23 protein-coding genes are annotated in these 22,112 nt (G+C 34.2%); 16 read left to right on the top strand and 7 right to left on the bottom strand.

Annotation, left to right across the window (positions count from 1 at the left end; all coding sequences use genetic code 11):
- Nucleotides 1-20 precede the first annotated feature (20 nt).
- The 8 genes from AC4BC4_RS14665 (at nucleotide 21) to AC4BC4_RS14630 (ending at nucleotide 8,605) form a co-directional block, all read left to right on the top strand.
- On the top strand, nucleotides 21-824 hold the full coding sequence (locus tag AC4BC4_RS14665) for a WxL domain-containing protein (protein WP_490476195.1): 804 nt from the start codon (nucleotides 21-23) through the stop codon (nucleotides 822-824).
- A gap of 225 nt (nucleotides 825-1,049) precedes the next feature.
- Entirely contained in the window at nucleotides 1,050-2,102 is a 1,053-nt protein-coding gene (locus AC4BC4_RS14660) for a WxLIP family cell surface protein (RefSeq protein ID WP_438757986.1), read from the top strand.
- Nucleotides 2,103-2,237: 135 nt separating this feature from the next.
- Nucleotides 2,238-2,792 (top strand): hypothetical protein, encoded by a 555-nt coding sequence (locus AC4BC4_RS14655; RefSeq protein ID WP_490476194.1) that lies wholly within the window; start codon nucleotides 2,238-2,240, stop codon nucleotides 2,790-2,792.
- Between the two features lie 27 nt (nucleotides 2,793-2,819).
- Complete coding sequence (lepB, locus tag AC4BC4_RS14650; RefSeq protein WP_490476193.1) at nucleotides 2,820-3,521, top strand: signal peptidase I; 702 nt, start codon at nucleotides 2,820-2,822, stop codon at nucleotides 3,519-3,521.
- Nucleotides 3,522-3,542: 21 nt separating this feature from the next.
- Nucleotides 3,543-4,214, top strand: coding sequence for a signal peptidase I (lepB, locus tag AC4BC4_RS14645; protein WP_490476192.1), 672 nt, complete (start codon nucleotides 3,543-3,545; stop codon nucleotides 4,212-4,214).
- 91 nt (nucleotides 4,215-4,305) lie between these two features.
- The gene (locus AC4BC4_RS14640) at nucleotides 4,306-6,900 is read left to right on the top strand and encodes a YfhO family protein (RefSeq protein ID WP_490476191.1); all 2,595 of its coding nucleotides are present in this window, start codon (nucleotides 4,306-4,308) and stop codon (nucleotides 6,898-6,900) included.
- Nucleotides 6,897-7,868: a DUF5067 domain-containing protein gene (locus tag AC4BC4_RS14635; protein ID WP_490476190.1), complete on the top strand. Its 972-nt coding sequence runs from the start codon at nucleotides 6,897-6,899 to the stop codon at nucleotides 7,866-7,868. Before AC4BC4_RS14640 ends, AC4BC4_RS14635 begins: the two co-directional genes overlap by 4 nt.
- The gene (locus AC4BC4_RS14630; protein WP_490476189.1) at nucleotides 7,868-8,605 is read left to right on the top strand and encodes a hypothetical protein; all 738 of its coding nucleotides are present in this window, start codon (nucleotides 7,868-7,870) and stop codon (nucleotides 8,603-8,605) included. Before AC4BC4_RS14635 ends, AC4BC4_RS14630 begins: the two co-directional genes overlap by 1 nt.
- A 12-nt stretch (nucleotides 8,606-8,617) precedes the next feature.
- Here the strand turns inward: AC4BC4_RS14630 and AC4BC4_RS14625 are convergent, their stop codons facing one another.
- Together AC4BC4_RS14625 and AC4BC4_RS14620 are read right to left on the bottom strand one after the other, a co-directional pair.
- A complete protein-coding gene (locus AC4BC4_RS14625; RefSeq protein WP_490476188.1) occupies nucleotides 8,618-9,934 on the bottom strand; it encodes a serine hydrolase domain-containing protein in 1,317 nt (438 codons plus the stop codon).
- Between the two features lie 8 nt (nucleotides 9,935-9,942).
- The gene (locus AC4BC4_RS14620; RefSeq protein ID WP_490476187.1) at nucleotides 9,943-10,950 is read right to left on the bottom strand and encodes a serine hydrolase domain-containing protein; all 1,008 of its coding nucleotides are present in this window, start codon (nucleotides 10,948-10,950) and stop codon (nucleotides 9,943-9,945) included.
- 501 nt (nucleotides 10,951-11,451) lie between these two features.
- Between AC4BC4_RS14620 and AC4BC4_RS14615 the strand changes: the two genes are divergently transcribed.
- Complete coding sequence (locus tag AC4BC4_RS14615) at nucleotides 11,452-12,648, top strand: multidrug effflux MFS transporter (RefSeq protein ID WP_490476186.1); 1,197 nt, start codon at nucleotides 11,452-11,454, stop codon at nucleotides 12,646-12,648.
- 233 nt (nucleotides 12,649-12,881) lie between these two features.
- On the opposite strand, the gene AC4BC4_RS14610 is transcribed toward AC4BC4_RS14615, so the two are convergent.
- Together AC4BC4_RS14610 and AC4BC4_RS14605 are read right to left on the bottom strand one after the other, a co-directional pair.
- Nucleotides 12,882-14,588 (bottom strand): IS1182 family transposase, encoded by a 1,707-nt coding sequence (locus AC4BC4_RS14610; RefSeq protein WP_490477384.1) that lies wholly within the window; start codon nucleotides 14,586-14,588, stop codon nucleotides 12,882-12,884.
- Nucleotides 14,589-14,809: 221 nt separating this feature from the next.
- On the bottom strand, nucleotides 14,810-15,154 hold the full coding sequence (locus tag AC4BC4_RS14605) for a hypothetical protein (protein WP_490476185.1): 345 nt from the start codon (nucleotides 15,152-15,154) through the stop codon (nucleotides 14,810-14,812).
- Between the two features lie 122 nt (nucleotides 15,155-15,276).
- Between AC4BC4_RS14605 and AC4BC4_RS14600 the strand changes: the two genes are divergently transcribed.
- The 3 genes from AC4BC4_RS14600 to AC4BC4_RS14590 all read left to right on the top strand — a co-directional run bounded on the left by AC4BC4_RS14600 (nucleotide 15,277) and on the right by AC4BC4_RS14590 (nucleotide 16,434).
- The gene (locus tag AC4BC4_RS14600; protein ID WP_490476184.1) at nucleotides 15,277-15,663 is read left to right on the top strand and encodes a hypothetical protein; all 387 of its coding nucleotides are present in this window, start codon (nucleotides 15,277-15,279) and stop codon (nucleotides 15,661-15,663) included.
- Nucleotides 15,664-15,860: 197 nt separating this feature from the next.
- On the top strand, nucleotides 15,861-16,094 hold the full coding sequence (gene mazE / locus AC4BC4_RS14595; RefSeq protein WP_069640075.1) for a type II toxin-antitoxin system PemI/MazE family antitoxin: 234 nt from the start codon (nucleotides 15,861-15,863) through the stop codon (nucleotides 16,092-16,094).
- Nucleotides 16,087-16,434 carry a type II toxin-antitoxin system PemK/MazF family toxin gene (locus tag AC4BC4_RS14590; protein ID WP_069640074.1) on the top strand — a complete coding sequence of 116 codons (348 nt, stop codon included), beginning with the start codon at nucleotides 16,087-16,089 and terminating at the stop codon, nucleotides 16,432-16,434. Before mazE ends, AC4BC4_RS14590 begins: the two co-directional genes overlap by 8 nt.
- Nucleotides 16,435-16,885: 451 nt before the next feature.
- On the opposite strand, the gene AC4BC4_RS14585 is transcribed toward AC4BC4_RS14590, so the two are convergent.
- Nucleotides 16,886-17,146, bottom strand: a complete 261-nt coding sequence (locus tag AC4BC4_RS14585; protein ID WP_490476183.1) for a hypothetical protein — start codon at nucleotides 17,144-17,146, stop codon at nucleotides 16,886-16,888.
- A gap of 454 nt (nucleotides 17,147-17,600) precedes the next feature.
- Here AC4BC4_RS14585 and AC4BC4_RS14580 point away from each other — a divergent pair, with 454 nt between their 5' ends.
- Nucleotides 17,601-18,317 carry a hypothetical protein gene (locus AC4BC4_RS14580; protein ID WP_490476182.1) on the top strand — a complete coding sequence of 239 codons (717 nt, stop codon included), beginning with the start codon at nucleotides 17,601-17,603 and terminating at the stop codon, nucleotides 18,315-18,317.
- 484 nt (nucleotides 18,318-18,801) lie between these two features.
- Entirely contained in the window at nucleotides 18,802-19,167 is a 366-nt protein-coding gene (locus tag AC4BC4_RS14575) for a hypothetical protein (protein WP_490476181.1), read from the top strand.
- 420 nt (nucleotides 19,168-19,587) lie between these two features.
- Here the strand turns inward: AC4BC4_RS14575 and AC4BC4_RS14570 are convergent, their stop codons facing one another.
- Both AC4BC4_RS14570 and AC4BC4_RS14565 read right to left on the bottom strand, forming a co-directional pair.
- Nucleotides 19,588-19,797: a hypothetical protein gene (locus AC4BC4_RS14570; protein ID WP_490476180.1), complete on the bottom strand. Its 210-nt coding sequence runs from the start codon at nucleotides 19,795-19,797 to the stop codon at nucleotides 19,588-19,590.
- A 23-nt stretch (nucleotides 19,798-19,820) separates the two neighbouring features.
- Complete coding sequence (locus tag AC4BC4_RS14565; protein WP_490476179.1) at nucleotides 19,821-20,336, bottom strand: hypothetical protein; 516 nt, start codon at nucleotides 20,334-20,336, stop codon at nucleotides 19,821-19,823.
- 410 nt (nucleotides 20,337-20,746) lie between these two features.
- On the opposite strand from AC4BC4_RS14565, the gene AC4BC4_RS14560 reads away from it, so the two are divergent.
- Nucleotides 20,747-20,956 carry a hypothetical protein gene (locus tag AC4BC4_RS14560; protein WP_490476178.1) on the top strand — a complete coding sequence of 70 codons (210 nt, stop codon included), beginning with the start codon at nucleotides 20,747-20,749 and terminating at the stop codon, nucleotides 20,954-20,956.
- Nucleotides 20,957-21,110: 154 nt separating this feature from the next.
- Nucleotides 21,111-22,019, top strand: coding sequence for an AEC family transporter (locus AC4BC4_RS14555; protein WP_490476177.1), 909 nt, complete (start codon nucleotides 21,111-21,113; stop codon nucleotides 22,017-22,019).
- Nucleotides 22,020-22,112: the final 93 nt, after the last annotated feature.

The raw sequence follows: 22,112 nt of genomic DNA, 5'->3' as shown, positions 1-22,112 counted from the left end.
AAACTTAGGGGGAAATACAAATGAAATTAATACACAAATTATGTGGTGCAGCATTATTAACTGTACTTGGGGTAGGCCTGGCAGCACCAGGAGCAACAAAAGCAGCAGAAGACAATTCAAAAGCTGGAGATGCAGATATCCAGTTCACTAAACCTACGTATGGTTCTTATGATTCAACAGGTGGTGTAATTCCGCCGGATACTGATAAACAATCAACTACAGATACAGATCCTACTAAATTAGTAGATGGTGAATTTGTTGTTCAAGGGATGTCAAAATTAGTATTTAACGAGCAAGCTGCGACAACGGGTGCTATTAAATCTTTTGCAAAACCAACGACTGCGAATGATCCAGCTGCAGCAGATTATGTTAGCCAACGTGCAAACTGGGTTCAGTTTAAAGATGACCGTCTTGTAGATGATCGTACGTATGAATTGACAGCTAAACTTGTAGATACAGATGGTAAAGGTGCATTTAAATTTGATGATAATGGAAAAATAAGAAATATCGCGGGAACAACAATCGATTATAAAAATACAAAAATTGTAGCCCATGAAGACAACGTTAGTCTTTTACCTAGTACTTCAGGATTAAAAACGTCAATTCATTTAGCTGAAAATGTACCTGCTAAATTATTTACAGCAACTGAAAATAATACGGGTAAAGGCCGTGGTAAATATGCGGTTTACTTTGGTGATACACTAACGAATACAGATACTGAATCAGTTGAACTAAGCATACCAGCAAATCAAGCAGATGATATTCGTGATGGGAACTATTCAGCAAAAGTTCTTTGGACATTATCAGAAACACCAATGCAATAAGAAAAAATAGAGTTAAACAACGATTAAATTGAGGCAGAGTCAAAAACACTTAGCTTTGAGAAATAAGAAGGAATTCACAAAAATTGTTCATAAAATTTTTGTGAATTTCGCCTTATTTCCGAATGAGTTGCTTTTTTCTCGTCATTTATTTAGATTTTGAGCTGGAAATAAAGCAGATTTTTTGCTTCGTTCCGGTTTTATAATGAGAGAGAGGATAACAAATACATGAAAAAAAGAATTTTATTAGGTCTCTTTTTATGTTTATACATAGTTTCAATTTTTGGTTTTTCAAACAAGGCTTATGCTGAATTGCAATTTGCATATGAAACTGTACTTCCTGAAAATCAAAAAGGAGACGGACGCTATTTTGACTTACGTATGACTCCTGGGCAGGAACAAAAGGTTCAAATAATGCTCACGAATCGTGCAGACCAGGAACAAACGATAGAAGTTTCTTTAAATGGAACAAAAACAAATTCTAATGGTGTCTTAGAATATGGTCCTAGTGCCTTAAAAAATGATGCATCTTTAAAATATGATTTTAAGGATATCGTTAAAGGTCCATCGGAAGTAACCTTGGGACCCAATGAGACAAAGCCTTTAGAACTGACCATTAAGATGCCGGCGACAAGCTATGATGGCAAGATTGTTGGTGGTATTTATTTGAAATCAAAACCGACAAAAGAAGAAGAAGAAGCAAATGAGAAAGCCAAAGGTGTAATCAATGAGTATGCTTTTTTGGTTGGAATGATGTTGCAGGAAACAGATGAGCCTGTAACCGTTGATTTAAAATTAAATAAGGTCTATGCAGGACTGTCAAATTATCGAAATAGTGTATTTGCTAATTTTTCAAATATAAAAGCTGAATATTTAAATAATATGACGGTAGAAATGGAAGTAATGGCTAAAGGATCAGATGCTGTTTTATACGATACAAAAAAAGCAGATATGAAAATGGCGCCTAATTCAATGATTGAATTCCCTTTAGAACTAAACGGGGACGAGATGGTAGCTGGTGATTATAAAGCGCACATTTTAGTTACAAGTGGCAAACAGAAATGGGAATGGACGAAAGACTTCAAGATCACCAATGAAGAGGCAGATAAATATAATGCGCAAGATGTTTCTTTGATCCAAGAAGCTGGAATTAATTGGAAGCTCGTTGCTTTGATTGCTGTAGGGATTTTTGTAGCATTTTTACTTGTTTTCTTTATCGTTCGGACCGTCAACAAGAATAAGAAGAAAAAGAAGGGAAATAGGAAAAAAAAGAAAAAATAAGTTGAAGGAGGTTACCGTAATATGGGTCTATTAGACTGGCTTTTCATTGGATTACTTTCCTTGGCGACCCTTTGCTTTTTATTTGTCTTCTTTTTCTTTTTCTATTCGTTCTCTACTCGAAAAGAACTAAAAAAAATGAAGTGGCGAAAACGACCTAAAAATAAAATGAAACGAAAACGTTGGATGAAAGTGCGAAAACAATTGGAAATGCGCCGGAAACGTTCTGACAGAACAATCATCATTTTAGTTTTGCTCGCTGTTGTAGCATCAGGAAGTGCGTTTTATTCTCGTTATTATCAGATGACCCATTTAACAGCTGAAGATGCTAAAGGAGTCGTTCAAGGTTATTTTATGACAGAAGAAATCGAAAATAAATTAATCACAATGAGAGACGGCGGTAGTATCGAAAAAGAATATCCCACCTATCAGGAAATTAGTTCTTTGATCGTAACTTACAGTAATAGATCTATCTCTGATGGACTATCTGAAGAAGGTAAGAGAGTATTGACCCGTTATAATGTCGGCATGAAAAACTTAGGATCAAATCTGCATAGTTTAACAGAACAACAGTTAGAAGATAAAGAAAAGATTGAGAGTTATTTGAAAGATATTCAAAAAATGAAGAACCAACAGAAAGAAGTCTTCAAGTATTTTAGGGTCAATGAATCAGCATTGAAACAAAAAAGTTAAAGCCAACTGATTTTTGAGGGAAACCACATGAAGCAAAAAGAGAAAATAACTAAAAAAAAACGCGCACAAAAAGAGTTATCAAATAAAAAAATGGAACAATCAAAGAAACGAAAAAAAACGATCAATAAAACCAAAAAACGATCGAAAAACAAAAAGCTAGCTAAAAAGAAACGCAATCGAAAAAAAGAAAAACGTCAGCAGTTTATAAAAGAAATTAGTATTAGTTTGTCAGTATTGCTGGGATTGTTATTTTTAATTCAAGTCTTCTTTTTTTCTTTTCCAAGCGTTGAAGGATACGGCATGACCCCCTTTTTGAATGATGGAGAACGAGTGATCGTTGTAAAAAAAAGAACAGTTAAACGATTTGATTTAGTTTATATTCGACAACCCGGGACACAAAGAATGTTGATACGGCGCGTGATAGGCTTGCCTGAAGAAGAAATTGACTACCGAGAGGATCAATTGTTCATAAATCAGCAACCTGTCGTAGAACGCTTTTTAAAAAATGAACAAAGTGAAGCAAAAGCTGAAAATCGATTATTGACCGATAATTTTAGTCTAGGAACGGTGACAAATGAACATCGATTGCCTAAAAATGGCTATTTTGTGTTAGGCGATAACCGTCATTATGCGGCGGATAGTCGAAATTTTGGCTGGGTTGAAAAAAAAGATGTTCTAGGTGTTGTAAAAGTAAGAGTCTTTCCTCTTCACCAAATGACACAATTTTAAGGAATCAGTAGGAGGGCAGATATGGCAAAAGCACCTCATTTTTCTATGCGAAAAAAGCAGACAAAAACGTCTTTAAGTCCAAATAAAGTTAGAGCGCAAAGGCTGAGTGACCCAAAAAAGAAAATGAAAAAGGAAATAAAGCGTAGGAAAAATTGGCTATCGGAAAGCCTGTTTTTCTTGTTGATTGCTGTAATTATTCTCTTTTTCTGGGGATTTAAAACGCATCGAGTTTCTGGAGAATCAATGAAACCAACATTTGAAACAAATGATCGAATTATCGTGAAAAAGAATACACTCCCTAAACGATATGAAATCGTAACATTCGATCCAGAAATTCCAAGTGACCCAAGTTATGTGAAACGAGTAATTGGCGTTCCAGGTGATCAAATTTGGACGGACTCACATGCAATTTATATCCGTCCATCAAACGCTACGACGTGGAAACAAGAGGAAGTATCAGAAATGGTTACGAGCATGTTACCAGATAGTACGCTCAAAATAATGACCAGCGATGAAGTAGCATTGAATCTAAAAGGTATTGCAACAATTCCAAAGGGCAATTACTTTGTACTAGGAGATAATCGAGCTGCGTCAAAAGACAGTAGAAAATTAGGACTAATCAAAGAAAATCAGGTTGAAGGTATTGTCGTATTTCGTTATTTTCCGTTCAATAAGATGGGTTTTGTTCATTGAGAGTATTAATTGAAGATGTAGTATTTAATAAGTATCGGTACACAACGATCGATCAAAAGATTAGAAGGTTGCAAGTAGGAGGAAGTAGGGCATGAAGATAAAAAACTGGCTTGAAAGAAAAGGTTGGGCATTTCTTTTAAGTGTACTTATACCCATTGGAATAATGGTAGCTGTTTATTTAACGATGGGCATTTATCCTACAAGCGAGAGAACTGTTTTGGCTAGTGATGCGTTGTCTCAAACATCTAATTTTTTTGCTAGTTTCAACAACGTTTTGCATGGTGAACAGAGCCTTTTTTATACATGGTATGGCTCTTTGGGATTAAATTACTGGTCGTTTATGGCTTATTACATAAATGGAATTTTTAGTTTCTTAGTTGTTTTTTTTGATAATCAACATATTCCAGATGCCCTTTATTTTATTTTATTACTTAAATTTGGGGCGATCGGTGGTACGTTTTGGATCATGAGTGATCGTTTATTTAAATTACCGCAAATAGCAAAAATCATGTTGAGTATTAGTTTTGCTTTATGTGGTTTCAGCATTGCGTATTCTCCGCAACAAATGTGGTTGGATGGGCTAATTTATTTACCGTTAGTTATATTAGGGATACACCTTTTAATGGATGAACGCAAACCAAAGCTTTTGTTTATTAGTTACCTGCTATTATTTTTATCTAATTTTTATATGGCGTTTATGGTTGGTGTGTTTTCATTTTTATATGTATTTTGTCGATTTTTGACAGAGCCTAAACGTTATAAAACGACGTTGATTCCTTATTTGCTTACTTCTTTGTTGGCCGGTGGCGCTTCAATGGTCACGATTTTACCGACTTTGCTAGATTTGAAAAATAATGGAGAAGGGCTGACACCAATCTATAGCTTTCTAACAAAAGATACTGATATTTGGGACATACCTGCTAAAACGATGGTCGGTTCATATGATACTAGTAAATATGGGAGTGCTCCTTTTATTTATTTTGGTTTAATAGGATTGGTCTTTTGTCTCTTTTATTTTGTGAGCCGTAAAATCCGGTTACGAAATAAATTGATTTATGGTGGTTTGTTTTTGTTGTTGATCGCTAGTGTGTATATTGAACCAATAAATCTTTTCTGGCACGGCATGCATTCACCGTATATGTTTTTATTTCGTTTTAGTTTTCTACTTTCTTTTTTAGGACTTTTATTAGCTGGATTTGGATTAGAAAAAGTGACAAGAGAAGACGTTAATCAATTAATAAATTGTATGTTGGGTTTAGTTTTACTTTATGTCTTGATCAGCTTTGTTGCTAATCGAAAAAGATATGAGTATTTAGATCAGAAAACAGTACTGTTTACATTGTCTTTAGCACTGATATATCTCCTATTGGGTGTATTTATTCAAAAGTGGCCTAGACGTATGATGCTTATCAGTGGTTTATTTTGTGTGATTTTTATAGGAGAACAATTTATAAATGCACAACGAATTGTGAGCGGAATTGCAGCAGAATGGAACTATCCAGATCGTAAGGCTTATGATGATCATTTTTCAGATATTCAAACATTGATTGATGTCACAAAAGAAGAAAATACAAGCTTGTATCGAGTGGGAAATGTTGACCCCACTTCTCGAAATGAAAGTTTTATTCATGGTTATAGTGGTGTTACGATGTTTTCTTCTATCCGAAATCGTCATTCATCCCAGTATCTAGATCAGTTAGGGTTCCGCTCGACTGGAACCAATTTGACGATCCAATATGAAAACAACACATTGATCATGGATTCATTATTAGGAATTAAATACAATCTTGCGAAAGAAGACTTGATGAAATATGGTTTTACAGCGAAGAAAAAAGCAGGGGCGTACACACTTTATGAAAATCAATTTGCACTGCCTTTGGGTATTCTAACAGATAAAGGGATTTACAAGAAAAATGCCGTGCAAAACCAAACAGAACTACTTCAATATCTTTCAGGCGATAAGTCAAGTATATTCACTTTTGCTGAAGTCGAAACGATCAAGGAGAATAATGTCAACGTAGAAGAACAAGAAGGGGGCGTCTACTATTCAAGAACTTCTATATCGAATAGAGAATTGACCTATTCGGTAGATGTTCCCGCCGACTCACAAGCGTATCTCAGTTTATATGGAAAAGGATCAGGTGTAGATGTAATAACCAAAGTTAATGGGATCCAACATTTAGGAAGCTTGGATTCTAGTGGTCAATACTACAATTTGGGCTATTATAAAGAAGCGACAACGATTGATGTTCAAGTCGTATTTGCGGGTGAAAAAGTTGTTCAGCTCGTTCAGCCAAAAGCCATGTTTCTTAACAGCAATCGTTTTGAAAAAATGATGAAAACAATACAAAAGCAAGGAGTTCCTTTTGAAACAACGGGCCGAACTGCGGAAGCAAAAGTGAATTTGTCTAAAGAACAAGTAGTTTTAACAACAATTCCTTATGACAAAGGGTGGAGAGCATACATCGACGGTAAATGTGTAGAAATCCCTACCTTTAAGGATGCCTTTTTAGCCCTACCAGTTCCTAAAGGGAAGCATACAGTGAAACTTGTGTTTTTACCGGAAGGATTTAGAGTAGGACTGTCACTATTTATTAGCTGTATCCTTCTTTTTATAATTTACAATTGGTGGGAAGTAAAAAGATTGAAACGACAGACACTTTTAAAGAAGGAGAAAGAACGATGAGAAAAGCAACATGGTATTTTCCGATTTTAATGTCCATTTTTATTATAATAAGTGGCTGTTCTGCTAAACTATCCGATAAAAAAGAACCCTTTGAAGCAGACGGCGTTGCTTATCAATTTCAGCTCCCAAGTACTTGGGAACCAACTAAAGACTACAAAACCACGTACAATAAATCAGCGGTACTTGGAGCAAAAGATAAAAAGAGTAACTCTTCTTTGTTTATTTTAGCCTCTCGCAAAGAAGAGGTTGACTTAAATGATTTTGGTAAACGAACACGTAAAGAATTAGCCAAATTATATAACTATAAACCAGAAGACATTTATCTGAAAGAATCTAAGGTTGGGGGCTATAAGGCCTATAAATATACACTTTATACTACCTTTGAGGACCGTTCTTATTGGCTTCATCTCTATTATATAGAAACTGAACATGGATTTATTCAACTGGATTTTTATTCTGCAGATGACGGGAATTATAAAAAACGTACGGCTGTCATCGATTCTTCCGCATACTCGATCAAAGAAGTAAAAGATAACGGACCAGAAAAAGAAGCAGACGAAATTGCCTTTGATTCACCTATGTACAATTTAAAAGTAACGGGTGTAATGGATTTAGCTGGTGACAAAGAAACTTCTGTTTATGCAATACGTTATGCGTTTACGAACAAAGGGGATAATGGAGATGTTACACCAGAAAAATGGAACGAGCTGATTCAAGTGACACAAAACGATCAAGTATTAGTAGAAGGAAAAGTAAAAGAGGACGAGCAAGTAGTTGATATTTCAAAGCTATTGAAACAAAGAGCCGAAAAAATTCCGACTGGAACAACACTCGAGGCAGTCATGGTATACACATTGAAAGATAAGAAAAGCAACATCGAGCTAACCCCATCGAAAGAGATATTTAAAGATGCTGAATCTGTACAGCTAACACTTTCAACTACTGGTGGAAAGGAAGACGAAAAGTGATGAGAATAAAGAAAGATACGTTATTTTGTCTAGCAACTATTGTTTTACTTGGATTAAGTGCCTGCTCTGACAACCAGAAGGATATTTCGATAGAGCAGGAACAATTTATTTGGCATGAAACAAGAGAAAAACCATTCGGACAATTCGATTATCCAAAAATTTCAAAAAATGAGGGCCTTTCGTTATTAAAAGACAAATTTAAGTTAAAGGTACCTACTCTAATCGCTCAATCAGAGGCATTAATGGAAAAAGAGTTGGTCACAGATGAAGTGAAAGCTGATACGCCTGAATATACACTTTATGCAGAAGGGGATGAACTAAGGATAAAGGGATACTATCCTTTGGTAAAAGGAGATCAGTTAGAAGCGATTGTAGCAATAGAATTCAGCTATCAGTTTAATCAAAAAGAAAAAGAAGTTCGATTAAAAAATCAGAGCTTCACCGTTGTTAATGCAGGAGCAAGTGCTGAATTTCCTCAAGAAAAGTTTATTGAACTACTAAAGCGTACAGTAGATTTGATTGACGTACCTAAAACAACTTCAGAGCGTTCTATTAAAAATTTTGAAAAGGAATACGAGCAGCCAGACAATCGTCCAGAGGGACAACGTGTAAAAGTCTACAGTAATAATGAAGAGATGGAAGAGAAAAAAGGAATTTCCCAGACTATCATCGTAGAATTTAATGGAAAAAAAGGAATGAGAGGAATTCAGGCATTGATTGTGGATAATACAGAATAAGTGAGTAATCTGCTAAATACCGAAATCATTGACGCTATTTTTTTTTAAAACTCTCGTTACACCATAATAATCTGTATAAATAATCTCTTTAAAACCATCTTTACCTTTATAAATAAAGACAAGTGTTTCATTGATTTTTTCTGTTTTAAACACAATACTGTTAGAATCAGCGTAAACTTGTTTCAGTCTTAGTTTGTAGTGAACGTCATATAACTTAGGGACAATCAGAAATAGATCTTTTTGTGCAACGATTTCAAAAGAAGTAGAATCTGCTGCTTCATATAGCCCGATAAATTGTTCAAAAGAAATAGCTGATGTTGTTTTTATGGGATAGGATGTTAGTTTGAATGTGTTATCAAATTTCAAGTGTGCAATTTCTTTTGTGATCGCACTTACTGGGATGATATCAAGGTTGCTCAGAAAAATGATGGTTAATTCGTCTGTTTTAAATTGCTTTATAGAACTAACAAACCCACTGATATCTCCAAAATGCTGTTGGCATACTTGACCGTTGATCTTAGCAATATCCCAGCCACAAGCATAACTTCCTTGATTAGGTGTAAACATCAATTTAGTCAGATTTTCTGGAATCAGTTGGTGCGTTCTAAGAGCTCTATCCCAAAGATACAAATCGTTTGTCGTCGAATAAAGGCCATACGCACCTAATGGGAATGAGTTGTTTGTCTGCGGTGTATAGACTTCTTTTTCCCAGTAACTATAATTCGCAGCTAAATTTAGAATAATATCTATTTCATTCATACAGCCAGTATCTGACATGTTTAGCGGTGTAAAAATATGCTCTTTTAAATACTGAGCGTAAGTCTGTCCGGAGATCACTTCAATAATTTTTGTTAAAACTAGATAGCCAGAGCTAGAGTAGGCATACGCAGTACCAGGGTCGAATTCTAAGGGCAAATCTTTGAATAGCGCCAACAGATCATCTAATGTCCAACTAAGCCGCATCGTAGTTTCCCAAAAATGGTTGAATGAAGCGAAATCAGGAATGCCAGAGGTGCACGTCATACAGTGATAAATAGTTATATTATCTCCATTAGGAAAATCAGTTAGATAGGTATTGATAGAGTCATTAACAGATAAAGAACCATGATGTTGTAATAGTAATAACGCCATAGAGGTAAAAGCTTTTGTTAATGACCCTATTTGATATTTCGTATCATCCCTGTTAGCAATTTCGAATTCAACGGAGGCTAATCCGAAACTTTGCTTCAAAAGAATCCCCGTTTTATCCGCAACAAGTAAATTTCCATGAAGGTAGCCTTGTTGTTCATAGGTATTTACATAGTCTGTTAATTTCGTGTTAAAATCCATCTTCCCCCTCATTTCTCTACAAATTCATCATTTTCAAAAAACTGAGCAGAAAATGCTTGATGCATCGTCCAAACATCTTGCCCTAGATTGCTCATGATCGTAATAGCTAAAGTTGAAACTGGATCATAAGAGGCGATAAACGAAACACCAGGATTGTGCCCTTGCATATAAGGGAAAGAGTGCTCATTTTTCTTAGCGATCCAAAAACCGTAACCATAATAATCAGAAGCTTGTGTGGTTTGCATCAGATGGACTGCTTGTTTAGAGATAATCTTTCCCTGAGATAATTCCTGCCAAAAACGCTCCAGATCTTTTAACGTTGTAAAACAGCCACCAGCCCTAGTACCTTTGGCGTCTATACTATAAATATTACTGTAATATTCCTCTGGTTCCTCATCGTAGACATACGCATTCGTAACATTAGCCGGCAGTCGATCTAAAGAAAAGTAACCAGTTGAAGACATACTAGCGTGTTCAAAAATAAGTTTCTTTAAATAACTGTCAAACGGTTGTTGAGTCAGTTCTTCAATGATCGCAGCTAAAAGGACATAGCCCGTATTATTATACTGAAATTTTTCCCCAGGAGCAGCTGTCATCTTTTTATCAATAAAAAGAGGGAGCAAATCACTATTTTTGCGTATTTTATAATTAGGGAAATCCTCCCATAATTCAGCATAATCCGTTAGTTCGTCTTCATCGTAATAATCTCCAATACCTGAGGTGTGATTCAGCAACTGATGAATAGTGACGCCAGGATCGATATTAGGCAAGGGATATGAGATGATTTGATTGATCGGCTGATCGATCCCAATTTTCTTTTCTTCAATCAGTTTCATGATGGCAACCGCAACAAATGTTTTGCTGCCAGAAGCTGTACCGAAAATCGTATCAGCAGTATTTTTTATTTGATTAGGAAGATCGCGATAGCCGAAAGCCTCGAATAATACCGGCTCATTATTTGAAGTGATTTGAATAAAACCACTGAAGTCTGGTGGGATAGATTGTTTCAAGTTCATGAGTACAGCTCCTTTAGTTAGAATGTTTATTTTTTTATGTATTATGATAAGTTTATCATTAATTGGTGGGGAAAGGGTCTATTTTTTTTTCTTTCTAGAAATAGTTTGAATTGACAAGGAATTTAAATGATTGGAGTCCTGTTTTTTTACAATTGAAATCAGATTAGGTTTTATGCTACCATGAGAAAGATGTGAAATGACCGTATAAATGAAAAGGAAGTGATTAGCAGATGGATACCTATAAATTAATATTGATCATGCTCCCGCCGCTTCCCGGAGATAGATGTTTTTTTTCGACCCTTTAATTTAATGAACTGGTGAAGTGGGCTAGCTTCGACTGAACGAGCCCGCTTCGCTTTTAATTTTATCTAGCTACGTGGGCTAGTCTCTCAGGAAAAAGATAAAAATCGAATGAGTCAAAAAAGCGACTCAGTCAATTTTTCCTATTTTCCAGACGAGACGGAACAAGCCCGCTTCGCTTTTAATTTAGGAGGAACTTTCTTGAAAAAAAGCATCAAAACTCGTGTGCCATCGTTACTGTTACTGATTGTTTTAGTTGGATTTCCACAAATCAGTGAAACGATTTTTACTCCGTCGCTGCCAAATATTGCCCATGATTTTCAAACGTCAATGGCAAAGGTTCAATTAACGTTGAGTATTTATTTTCTAGCTTTTGCGCTAGGTGTGTTCTTTTGGGGCTGGTTGTCTGATTTTGTTGGACGACGTAAGGCGATGCTTTATGGCTTGTTGTTTTATGGAATGGGTAGTTTTCTTTGTTTTCGTTCAGAGACGATTGAACTATTGTTAGTAGCTCGATTTGTTCAAGCATTTGGTGCTAGTACGGGCTCTGTCATCACTCAAACGATATTGCGAGAAAGTTATTCTGGCAATCAGCGTCATGCCTTATTTGCGCAAATTTCTGCAGCGCTTGCTTTTACCCCAGCGATAGGACCGCTGATTGGTGGTATCGTTGATCAATATTGGGGATTTAGAGCAGTTTTCCTTGTATTAGTATTAATGAGTGTGTTGATTTTTTGTTACGCTTTTTTACGTTTACCGGAAACGTTTGAAATAGATAAACGAGTACCAGTGAAATTAGTGCCTGTTATTAAACGGCTCTTAATGAATCCAAAAGTTTTGACTTATGGATTTTTGATAGGTGCAATCAATGGCGTATTATTTAGTTACTATGCAGAAGCACCATTTATCTTTATTGAACAATTTCATTTATCAACAGCAATGTATGGATTTTTAGGCATTGGTGTGGCAGTGGCTTCGATTCTAGGATCTTTATTGTCTAAACGATTATTGCCGATTTATCAGCCTGAAAAAATCATTCTGATCGGAATCAGATGTATGCTACTGGGAGCTATTTTCTTATTTTTTGTGAGTGCAACAACTATTTTGCCGGAAATGGTTCAGTTTTGGTTGATGTTGATGGGTATTTTTATTTTGTTGACTGGGACAGGAACGGCGTTACCTAATTGCCTTAGTTTGGCATTATCCGATTTTCAAGATGTGATTGGAACGGCTGGCGCTTTCTTTAGCTTAGGTTACTATCTATTGGTTAGTCTATTTACATTTGGCATGAGTAAACTCCATAACGGAACGCTACTTGTGATGCCATTGTATTTTTTGGCTATCGGCAGTCTAATGTTGCTTTTAGCAAAAAAATATCTATTGCCTAGAAATAAATAGTGAGACTAAGACTATTTTAAGCTTATGAAAATAAAAAACATCTGCGTAAGAAAAGTTTACGTGGATGTTTTTTGACTCTTTATTATTAATGATCTATATTTACTGTCCACTTTATTCAATACTATAACGAATTGTTTTGCTCTACTGAAGAAAAACCAATGTTAAGGACAAAAGGCTAAAGTATTAAGACAATTCAACATGGAAAGGATAGGCTGATTTTTTTATTTTATCCCTTATTTGTAAATTTTAAGTATAGTAAAAAGAGCTTGGGACGTAAGTCCCAAAAACCTTAAAATAAAAGACCGAAAATCGTAAAAAATGATTTTCAGTCTTTTATTTTTTAGATTATTGGGAGAATCCTTCATGTTTTCTAGCTTACTTAGCCTATATTTCCTTAAATTTACTGCCATTAACGCGAATCCAATTTCATTGTGTGCCTGTTGTTTCCCTCGAACAGAGAACCGAGTGAACCCTAAACAAGCCTTCAAATGTCCGAAAGCTGATTCGACGTCAATTTTTCGTTGACGATAGAGTTTACCTGTTTCTTCTTCTGAAAGCAGCTGTTGAATTCTTGCTTTAAAGTATTCCCAATTCATGTTCTTTTGAATCTCACGATTCTTGTCACTCTTCGCTTTTGTACACTGGCTTCGAAGAGGACAATTCGAGCAGTCTTCACATTCATACCGTTTTAAATAACGTTTAAAGCCATATTTATCTGTACGAATAGAATAGTTTCGAAAATTCATTTTTCGTCCGTTTGGACAAAGAAACGTATCCTCTAATTCTTGGTACGGCCAGTTTGCTGGAAGGAACGGATTTTGTTTAAACTTTTTCTTCTGTTCTTTATGGTACATGGCATAAGTGATGAGTGGTGTTCGCTCGTGATCCTCTAAAACCGCTTGATAGTTTTCTTCTCCTCCATAGCCGGCATCTGCGACAATATAGTTTGGCAGATCAAAGAAACACTCTTTTAAAGTGGTTAAAAAAGGGCGCAATGTTCGTGTATCTGTTGGATTTGAGAAAAGATCATAGCCTAAAATATACTGACTGTTCGTGGCGATTTGAAGATTATAACCTGCTTTCAACTGACCATTTTTCATATGATCATCTTTCATGCGCATAAAAGTGGCATCTGGATCTGTTCTAGAATAGCTGTTTCGTTGTCCTAAAATCTGTCTATGTTTTTGATAAGCGAGTTTTCGCTCTTTAAAGTCCTTGAAAAGTTTCCTTAATTTTTTTGGAACTTTTCGTTTAGAACGAATTGATTTGCGCGTAATTCCATCCTCTGCTTGTTCGATTTTTTCTGTAAACTGTTCGACAACATGCGCGAGATTTTCTTCAATCTTGCCTAATTCAGTGACAGATAATTCTTTTGCGGACTCGCGCTCAATTTCAGGAATAATTGTATTTTTCAATAGTTCATCATAAAGAAAGGTTGATTTTTCGGTGAGTTTTTTGTCAAAGTTATCAATGGATTTTCTCCAAACAAAGGTATATTTATTGGCATTGGCTTCAATCTTTGTGCCATCGATAAAAATAGCTTCTTCATCGATTAATTGTTCCTTGACTAATTGACTACGGAATTGGACGAAGCACTCCCGAAGGAGTGTGTTCACTAAGGGATTCACACGGAAACGATTGATTGTTCGATAGCTAGGTTGATAGCTTTGAGTGAGCCACATCATGCGAATACTGTCTTTCGTCAACGCTTCAATCTTGCGACCAGAAAATACAGATTGTGTGTAGGCGCATAAAATCATCTTCATCATCATTTTGGGATGATAAGAAGAAGGACCCATCTGATGGTGAAAAGGAAGAAAACGTGCCTCGGGAATACTTTCCACTAATTGATCAATAACAAATGCGATATCATTTTTTTCTAACTGAAAACTAAAATCTAGAGGAAGAATGACTTGATTTGTGGTATAATTTTTAAACATAAGAACACCTCGCTTGTTTATTTGTGTAGTTACTTTTATTCTAGCAAAGGTGTTCTTATTTTTATAGAAAAAAATAATCCAGATGCCAATCAAGTTGACTGGTATCTGGATTTTTCGTTAGTACTTATGTCCCAAGCTCTTTTTTGTTGTAAATTATACGTGCAAATAATCATAGGTAGATTATTTTAGATTTTTTCTTTTGTATGATTGAGCTGACTAAACTATTTGAGCCCAGATTGTAGAAGCATATGATCAAAAAACACTTCATAATCAGATTTGTAAAATCCATAACGATAAAGTTTATTATTTTGTGATTTAGTACGTAAATCTGGTAATTTCAGATGATCTAAGGGAGTAAATGGCTTTATAGAGTCAATCATTTTTTCTGGCAATGTTATTTTAGTGTAACCCTCATTGATCAATTCAGGGCTAGGAACATAACTATATTCAACATTGTTAATTATAACGCTACGGTTCATGGATAATTCAAGATCTTCTGCTCCTGCATTAACAGAAACTAAGGAAAATGATAGTACGAGTAGTATTCCGAATAATATTTTTTTCATGTGAACCCCTCCTAGTTATTATTTATAGTTTTACTATAACATAAAACAACTGAAAACTCACTTGAATTATATCATTCATTGTGATAGCATAAAATTATAAAAAGAAAGGAGATGGAATTTTAGTGAAAAAAATGGTTTGCTCTGTTGTTATGATGTTGGGATTTGTATTTTTAGGTACTATGAGTGTTCAAGCTCATGAAGATGAAGGTAGTTATACAATATCTTCTGGAGAAAAAGTAGAAATTAATGGGCAGGAGGTTCTGTTCCAGGCTGCTGACGAATCAGTAACAACTAATGTTACAGTTAGTCCAGATTTGATTGATCAAATCAGCAAGAGACCTCAGTTAAGATATGCCGGCGAACAAATAATTAATCGTCATCGCCACCCATTTTCTGGTCCATATTTAGAAAGGTATCATGGTATGATTATCGCAGGAGGAAACGCTGCACGTGTTTATGTTTGTGGTCAAAGTTCTCCGTGTGGATTCTTATCATATGTAAGAGTATAATTTTTGAAAGTATTATTTAAGAGTAGCCTTGTGTTACTCTTTTTTTATTATATATTTTTAAAGTATGTAAATCAAAACATAGTTAAGTGATTAATTAGAATATGACACAAGCACGTTGAGTCAGATTTATAGCATGAAAATCGTTGTAAATACATGTAATTACGTGGTATAATAAAGGGGACAAGGGGGGCGATAGCATGGAAACAGTAAAAGCAAGAAAACAAGGCAATGCAATCATGGTTACTTTAGCAAGCAAGTTAGCAGTGAAAGAAGGTCAAGAATTTTACTACTATAAAGATGAAGAAGGAATCATTTCATTAATTCCCAAAGCTGAAGACTTTTTTCAAAATGCGATTAAAGGCGAGTTCGTAGATAGTGAAGATAAATTAGCAATGAATTTTTCGCCAGAAGGTACTGAACTAGATGATTAGACAAGGCGATATTGTAACTATAAACTTTGATCCTTCTAGAGGTAGTGAAATAAAAAAAAGACGACCAGCAATAGTTATGAGTCGCAATGAATACAATCTTTCTTCTAATCTAATCATTGTCTGTCCAATAACTTCTACGACAAAGAAACGCCCTTACTTTCTACCAATAAGTAGTGAAGCTTTACAAAAGGACAGTAAGGTAAACACTAAACAAGTATATTCGTTAGATTGTACGTCTGAAGGAAATCGAAATGTTAAAGTTATTGGAAAAGTTGATATGAAGGAATTTTTGAATATTGCGCAGCATTTCATGTTAAATTTCAATTTTCCATTTTTCTAGATGAAAAAGATTTTTCTCTGTAAATCAGACACAAACGGATTGTGTCTGATATTTTTAAATGTACCTATACCAAAAACATTCATTTTTGACGTAATTTCAATGAGTAAATATTTTTTACTCATTTTTTCTTAAAAGAAGGCTATCAAAACTTAAAAGTATCGATCGAATAAAATCAAGCAATAGGAATCAGGATACTAAGCTATCAAAAGATACGATCATAATTTAAATAATAATAGGGCTGGCACAAAAAAAAGTATGTCAGTTTCTCTAAAATGTGCGCTTCCCAAAAACATTGGTTTTTCTTCAGTAGAGCAAAACAATTCGTTATAGTATTGAATAAAGTGGACAGTAAATATAGATCATTAATAATAAAGAGTCAAAAAACATCCACGTAAATTTTTCTTACGCAGATGTTTTTTATATTCATAAGCCTAAAATAGTCTTAGTCTCACTATTTATTTCTAGGCAATAGATATTTTTTTGCTAAAAGCAACATTAGACTGCCGATAACCAAAAAATACAATGGCATCACAAGTAGCGTTCCGTTATGGAGTTTACTCATGCCAAATGTAAATAGACTAACCAATAGATAGTAGCCTAAGCTAAGGAAAGCGCCAGCCGTTCCAACCACATCTTGAAAATCGGATAATGCCAAACTAAGGCAATTAGGTAACGCCGTTCCTGTCCCAGTCAACAAAATAAAAATACCCATCAACATCAACCAAAATTGAATGTTAAGGACAAAAGGCTAAAGTATTAAGACAATTCAACATGGAAAGGATAGGCTGATTTTTTTATTTTATCCCTTATTTGTAAATTTTAAGTATAGTCAAATTTTAATCGACCTGGAGCTTATACTAGTGTTTTTTTAGCGTTAATTTTGAATGTAAAAAAATTGTAGAGCACTAGACAAAGGACTGTTGTTCGATTTTAAAAGTATGAGAGGATACTGTAATAAAAATTAGAGTGCCTTTTTATATATCAAAAAAATTTGAATAACTAAATAATAGAGAACTACATTATGCAAATTAACATAATGTACATATTTATGTTTACAATTTATAATTCAAATGTTATTTTAATATTAATAAAACTCTTTATCAACAATAAGTAAAAAATTAAGTGCCAAAAAGGCTTTATTAAATACTTTTATGAGGGGTTATATTATGAAAAAATTTTTTTTGGGCTCTTTAATACTTTTGGTGTCAACAAGTGTTCTAATGCCACTTACTACTTTGGCAGAATCTAATACAATTGATGAATCAGTTGTGCAGACAGCAACAAATGATGTAGAAAAGAATGCTGAAATACAAAGATTTACTGATATGCAGAATGAAATTACTTCGGTTTTAACGATTAAAAATGGGAGATATATCTATGACGAGAAGGAAATCAAATCTATTGTAGATTCATTTGACTTTAATAAATTGGCTACAAAAACTGGAATAGAATTCACAAATGAATCATTCTTTCAAGATGCAATAACAAATATCAAAAATACAAAATTTGAATCTCAAATCCAAGGTAGGAATGCGAATAGATACAATAGAAATTACTATGAGGAAGGCTGGAATTATCAAAGAGTTTGGTGGGATGAATCTAATACTAATCGTAAAATCATCGAATTTGAAGATGTAGGTCAATATGCTGGATTAGCAGGAGGAATTGGAGGTCTGGCAGGATCAGCAATAGCTGGTATGATCACAGGCCCTATAGGGGTAGCAATCTCTGCTTCTATAGGTTTTGGTGTTTTTTATGATGGGTGGTATTTTAGTAATGTAGCTTTAAATCTAAATAGGATAAAAAATGGAACAGGTACCGTCTATGAAAGAAACACATGGACAACCGTTTATTCTCTATGGACGCAAGATAAATATAAATAAGATAACGCGGTCAGTATCATTTGGGAGATGATCAATATCAAATTTAAAAATAAAATATCTATCGTTTTGGGTATTGTGTTAATTATATTAACACAATACCTTTGTACTACAAATATTTATAATACGTCATTATCTAATGTTGAGATATTGACTCACATATTATTAATGAATATATGTATCTTGTTGATAGTATACAGTTTTATGTTACAAATTAAGTTAATAAAATTTGTATACATTTTTGTTTTATCACCACTCACTTTCTACTTACAATATCTGAATGAAAAAATGAGCTTTCAAACATTAGTACTATTGTTTTGTGTTATTTTGGTGTGTCTCATAAATTCATTACTTACAAGAAATATGCTTGACTAATTATATATTTTAGTAATTTTAAAAATTTTAGTTGTCAAAAATTAATTTGGAGGAAGCTTATGAAAAGAAAAAAATTAGTAATATCTTTATTCTTGATTGTAAGTTCATTTTTTTGAATATTAATATCCAACATGTAAATGCAGAATTTGTTCCACCAGAAGTCGAAATGGCTATAATCAGTGAGTATAGTAATTCGCCTAATAAAATATTTACTATGCAGCCAACACCTGTTTCAGTCATTAATGTATTGAATTTTGTAGAAAAATCAAAAAATAGACAACCCAAAGAATTGCTAAAATATGTTTATCCAACCTATAGTGATTCACGATTAAATTCTGTCACTGCAAATCTAGAGCAATCGAATAGCTTTCTACTTAACCAAGGGTATAAAACAAAAATTGTGAACGGCGTATTAGACAATAACTTAATTAAAGAAGAGCTATTAAATAATCGACCCGTCATTGCTTACTTGAAATAGAAGCAATTGAAATAAAACTTGTCAAAAAATAGAATTGACTAACTAAAAGTATGAAGGTGTAGGAATATTCTTGCACCTTTTTTGTTAGTTGGGAAGCTTCTTTTAATCTGTTCAATAGGGTATAGTCATAATTTACACTTGTTACTTTGTATAATATGCCCTTGTCATTTTTTGATTTAAGTGGCACAATTTCTTTCGACTTATTTGACACAATAGACGAGAGCACTTTATTAAATAGCTGTTCTTCTCAATATAATGTAAATTTGTGCCATTTATTGACATAAAATCTACGCTATTTAAAAAGAAAAATCATACCATAACTAAATCACTTTAGATTCTTTTTGAACAACTCCTTTAAACAATTTCATAAAAATATGCATGGACAATACAAAAATTTTTCTGTATAATCCATGCATATTTTTACTGTATTTTTTTATTCTTACTTTGCTTTTTTTTAGTTAGTATGAATTGACCTACAACAAGAATTAAAGTTACTCCAAAACCACCACCAATGAAATCTCGATTAATAATATACTCAATAGCTATTCCAATTACACTGGCGATTATAGCTACCAACAAAATACTTAGATAGGGACGTTTTTCAGTAAAATTTGTCCATTTTTTGTACAAAGTAGATCAACCTCACTCTCTTGCTATTCAGTTTTGTATTGTGTGGCTACAGCTCTTCCTGCACCATCATATCCTGTTCGTTTGTAAAACCCAATCCAACCATTTTTATTTTTATCCCATTTCTTTGCAACTGCATTCCCTGGAGAAGCCCCCATACTAGTCCAACTTGCACCAATTAGCAAACCGCCAATAACCCATCCTGGTATTCCAAACATCGATACTGAAGCGCCTAGCCCTGCATAAAAAGCTGCATTTATAGCATTAGCAGCAATTCCTGTTGAAACTGCTATATTTGTATAAGACCAACCACCCCACCTAGAAACATTTGCACGTACTCTAGATTCAGATTTGGTTACGGTCAGTGTTCCATCTACATCTTGTACTACAGAAACTCCCGGCTCTAAATTTTCTTTTGCTGCATTTGCTTCACTTATTTGTTTGACTGGTTCAGTTTCAGCAGCAAAAGCACTGACAGTTGGAATAACTCCTGATCCAAATAAAATACCCACACATACAAAACCCACAAAAACTTTTTTCATCTAATGCACCTCGTTTTCTGATTTTTTAATCAAATTATAATTTAATGGAATATTTATGTCAATGTTTTTTTACAATAAATCAAGTAAATGTATGTACTAGTAGTTTACATTCAAAATTAATAATGAAAAACTACTAATATCAGTAACTGTAACTTTTCTTTTTTAATGGCGTAGATTTTACATTAATAATTGGCATAAACTTACATTATATTGAGAAGAATAGCTATTTAATGAAATGCTTTCTTCTATATGTGGCAAATAAGTCGAAAGAAGTTGTGCCACTCAAATCAAAAAATGACACAGCTGCATAAGATCACTTTTAACTATACCTATAGTTTACAAATTAGAGGGTTAATTTAACGCTTTTTTCAATTAAAAGAATATATACCAAAAACATTCAATTTTGGTTGATGTTGATTGGTATTTTTATTTTGTTGACAGAGAAAGGAACGGCTGGCGCTTTCTTTAGCTTAGGGTACTATCTATTGGTTAGTCTATTTACATTTGGCATGAGTAAACTCCATAACGGAACTCTACTAGTGATGCCAATGTATTTTTTAGCTATCGGTAGTCTAATGTTGCTTTTAGCAAAAAAATATCTATTGCCTAGAAATAAATAGTGAAACTAAGACTATTTTAAGCTTATGAATATAAAAAACATCTGCGTAAGAAAAATTTACGTGGATGTTTTTTTATTGAAATCGGTGAGTAATAGAATTTATTTTGCTATACTTTATGTTACTGTTAGAACTAGATAAGTGAGGGGCGAGTTAGGTGAAAGAAATTTTAGTCCAAGCGATTGGATTTTGTTTTATGATATTTTTGGGGTATTTAATGAAACGGATTGGTTTATTAAGTAAAGCGGATGGTGGAATGTTATCTGTCATTATTGTAAATCTAACGTTGCCTGCAACAGTCATCGTTAGTTTAGCCAGCGTGGTTGTTTCGGGAACGTTGTTTTTCTTGTTGATAATGGGGATTATCTTGAATGTTTTGGTGATTTTGATTGGCGGGCGAGTGAGTAAAAAGCGTCCCGTTTTAGATCAAAAATTTCAAATGTATTCGATGTCTGGGTATAATATCGGCAATTTTAGTTTGCCGTTTATTCAAGGTTTTTATCCTTTAGCTGTCCCATTTCTGTTGATGTTTGATATTGGAAATAGCGTGATGTTGACAGGAGGAACTACCTTACTCATCGATAAAGTAGTGGGATCAAAAGAGGAGACAACGTTTAAAAAAATTCTATTGTCTTTGTTAAAATCTGCTCCGTTCACCGTTTATATGGTCATGTTGTTACTTAGGATTGTTCAAGTCGAATTGCCTATAGAATTGTTGGGTATCCTAGAAATGATTGCAAAAGCAAATGGTTTTTTATCGATGTTTATGATTGGTTTATATTTTGAATTGAGGTTACCCAAAAAAGCTCTTCATTTAGTGAAAGAAGTGCTGGCTTGGCGCTATTTATGCGGTGTAGTATTTGCGTTATTGTTTGCTTTTGTAATCCCCTTAGACCCACTATTACGAATCGTTCTAGTCGTGCTGAGTGTAGCACCGATGCCAACATTTTCGGTGATTAATAGCGTTAAGGCAGGCATGTCAGAAGAAACCGTTGGGTTTACCTCTTCAGCAAGTATTTTGATCAGTTTGGTACTGATGACGCTTATAATGATGTTGATGGGCTAAACTAAAAGGGGCTACAGCGGCTTATTTCCGAAAGAAGTGCTTCTGTTCTCATCGTTTAACCACATTTAGGGTGTGAAACAAAAGTGAATTGTA

The organism is Enterococcus sp. AMC1086, from assembly GCF_058216575.1.
The sequence above is the reverse complement of the archived record's forward strand: the minus strand, read 5'-3'. Positions and strand labels throughout refer to the sequence as shown.

Bases quoted from the DNA above. Each gene is read 5' to 3' on its own strand.
- AC4BC4_RS14665 (WP_490476195.1), top strand. From the start codon at position 21: ATGAAATTAATACACAAATTATGTGGTGCAGCATTATTAACTGTACTT.
- AC4BC4_RS14660 (WP_438757986.1), top strand. From the start codon at position 1,050: ATGAAAAAAAGAATTTTATTAGGTCTCTTTTTATGTTTATACATAGTT.
- AC4BC4_RS14655 (WP_490476194.1), top strand. From the start codon at position 2,238: ATGAAGTGGCGAAAACGACCTAAAAATAAAATGAAACGAAAACGTTGG.
- lepB (WP_490476193.1), top strand. From the start codon at position 2,820: ATGAAGCAAAAAGAGAAAATAACTAAAAAAAAACGCGCACAAAAAGAG.
- lepB (WP_490476192.1), top strand. From the start codon at position 3,543: ATGGCAAAAGCACCTCATTTTTCTATGCGAAAAAAGCAGACAAAAACG.
- AC4BC4_RS14640 (WP_490476191.1), top strand. From the start codon at position 4,306: ATGAAGATAAAAAACTGGCTTGAAAGAAAAGGTTGGGCATTTCTTTTA.
- AC4BC4_RS14635 (WP_490476190.1), top strand. From the start codon at position 6,897: ATGAGAAAAGCAACATGGTATTTTCCGATTTTAATGTCCATTTTTATT.
- AC4BC4_RS14630 (WP_490476189.1), top strand. From the start codon at position 7,868: ATGAGAATAAAGAAAGATACGTTATTTTGTCTAGCAACTATTGTTTTA.
- AC4BC4_RS14625 (WP_490476188.1), bottom strand. From the start codon at position 9,934: ATGGATTTTAACACGAAATTAACAGACTATGTAAATACCTATGAACAA.
- AC4BC4_RS14620 (WP_490476187.1), bottom strand. From the start codon at position 10,950: ATGAACTTGAAACAATCTATCCCACCAGACTTCAGTGGTTTTATTCAA.
- AC4BC4_RS14610 (WP_490477384.1), bottom strand. From the start codon at position 14,588: ATGTTTAAAAATTATACCACAAATCAAGTCATTCTTCCTCTAGATTTT.
- AC4BC4_RS14605 (WP_490476185.1), bottom strand. From the start codon at position 15,154: ATGAAAAAAATATTATTCGGAATACTACTCGTACTATCATTTTCCTTA.
- mazE (WP_069640075.1), top strand. From the start codon at position 15,861: ATGGAAACAGTAAAAGCAAGAAAACAAGGCAATGCAATCATGGTTACT.
- AC4BC4_RS14590 (WP_069640074.1), top strand. From the start codon at position 16,087: ATGATTAGACAAGGCGATATTGTAACTATAAACTTTGATCCTTCTAGA.
- AC4BC4_RS14585 (WP_490476183.1), bottom strand. From the start codon at position 17,146: ATGGGTATTTTTATTTTGTTGACTGGGACAGGAACGGCGTTACCTAAT.
- AC4BC4_RS14580 (WP_490476182.1), top strand. From the start codon at position 17,601: ATGAAAAAATTTTTTTTGGGCTCTTTAATACTTTTGGTGTCAACAAGT.
- AC4BC4_RS14565 (WP_490476179.1), bottom strand. From the start codon at position 20,336: ATGAAAAAAGTTTTTGTGGGTTTTGTATGTGTGGGTATTTTATTTGGA.
- AC4BC4_RS14560 (WP_490476178.1), top strand. From the start codon at position 20,747: ATGTTGATTGGTATTTTTATTTTGTTGACAGAGAAAGGAACGGCTGGC.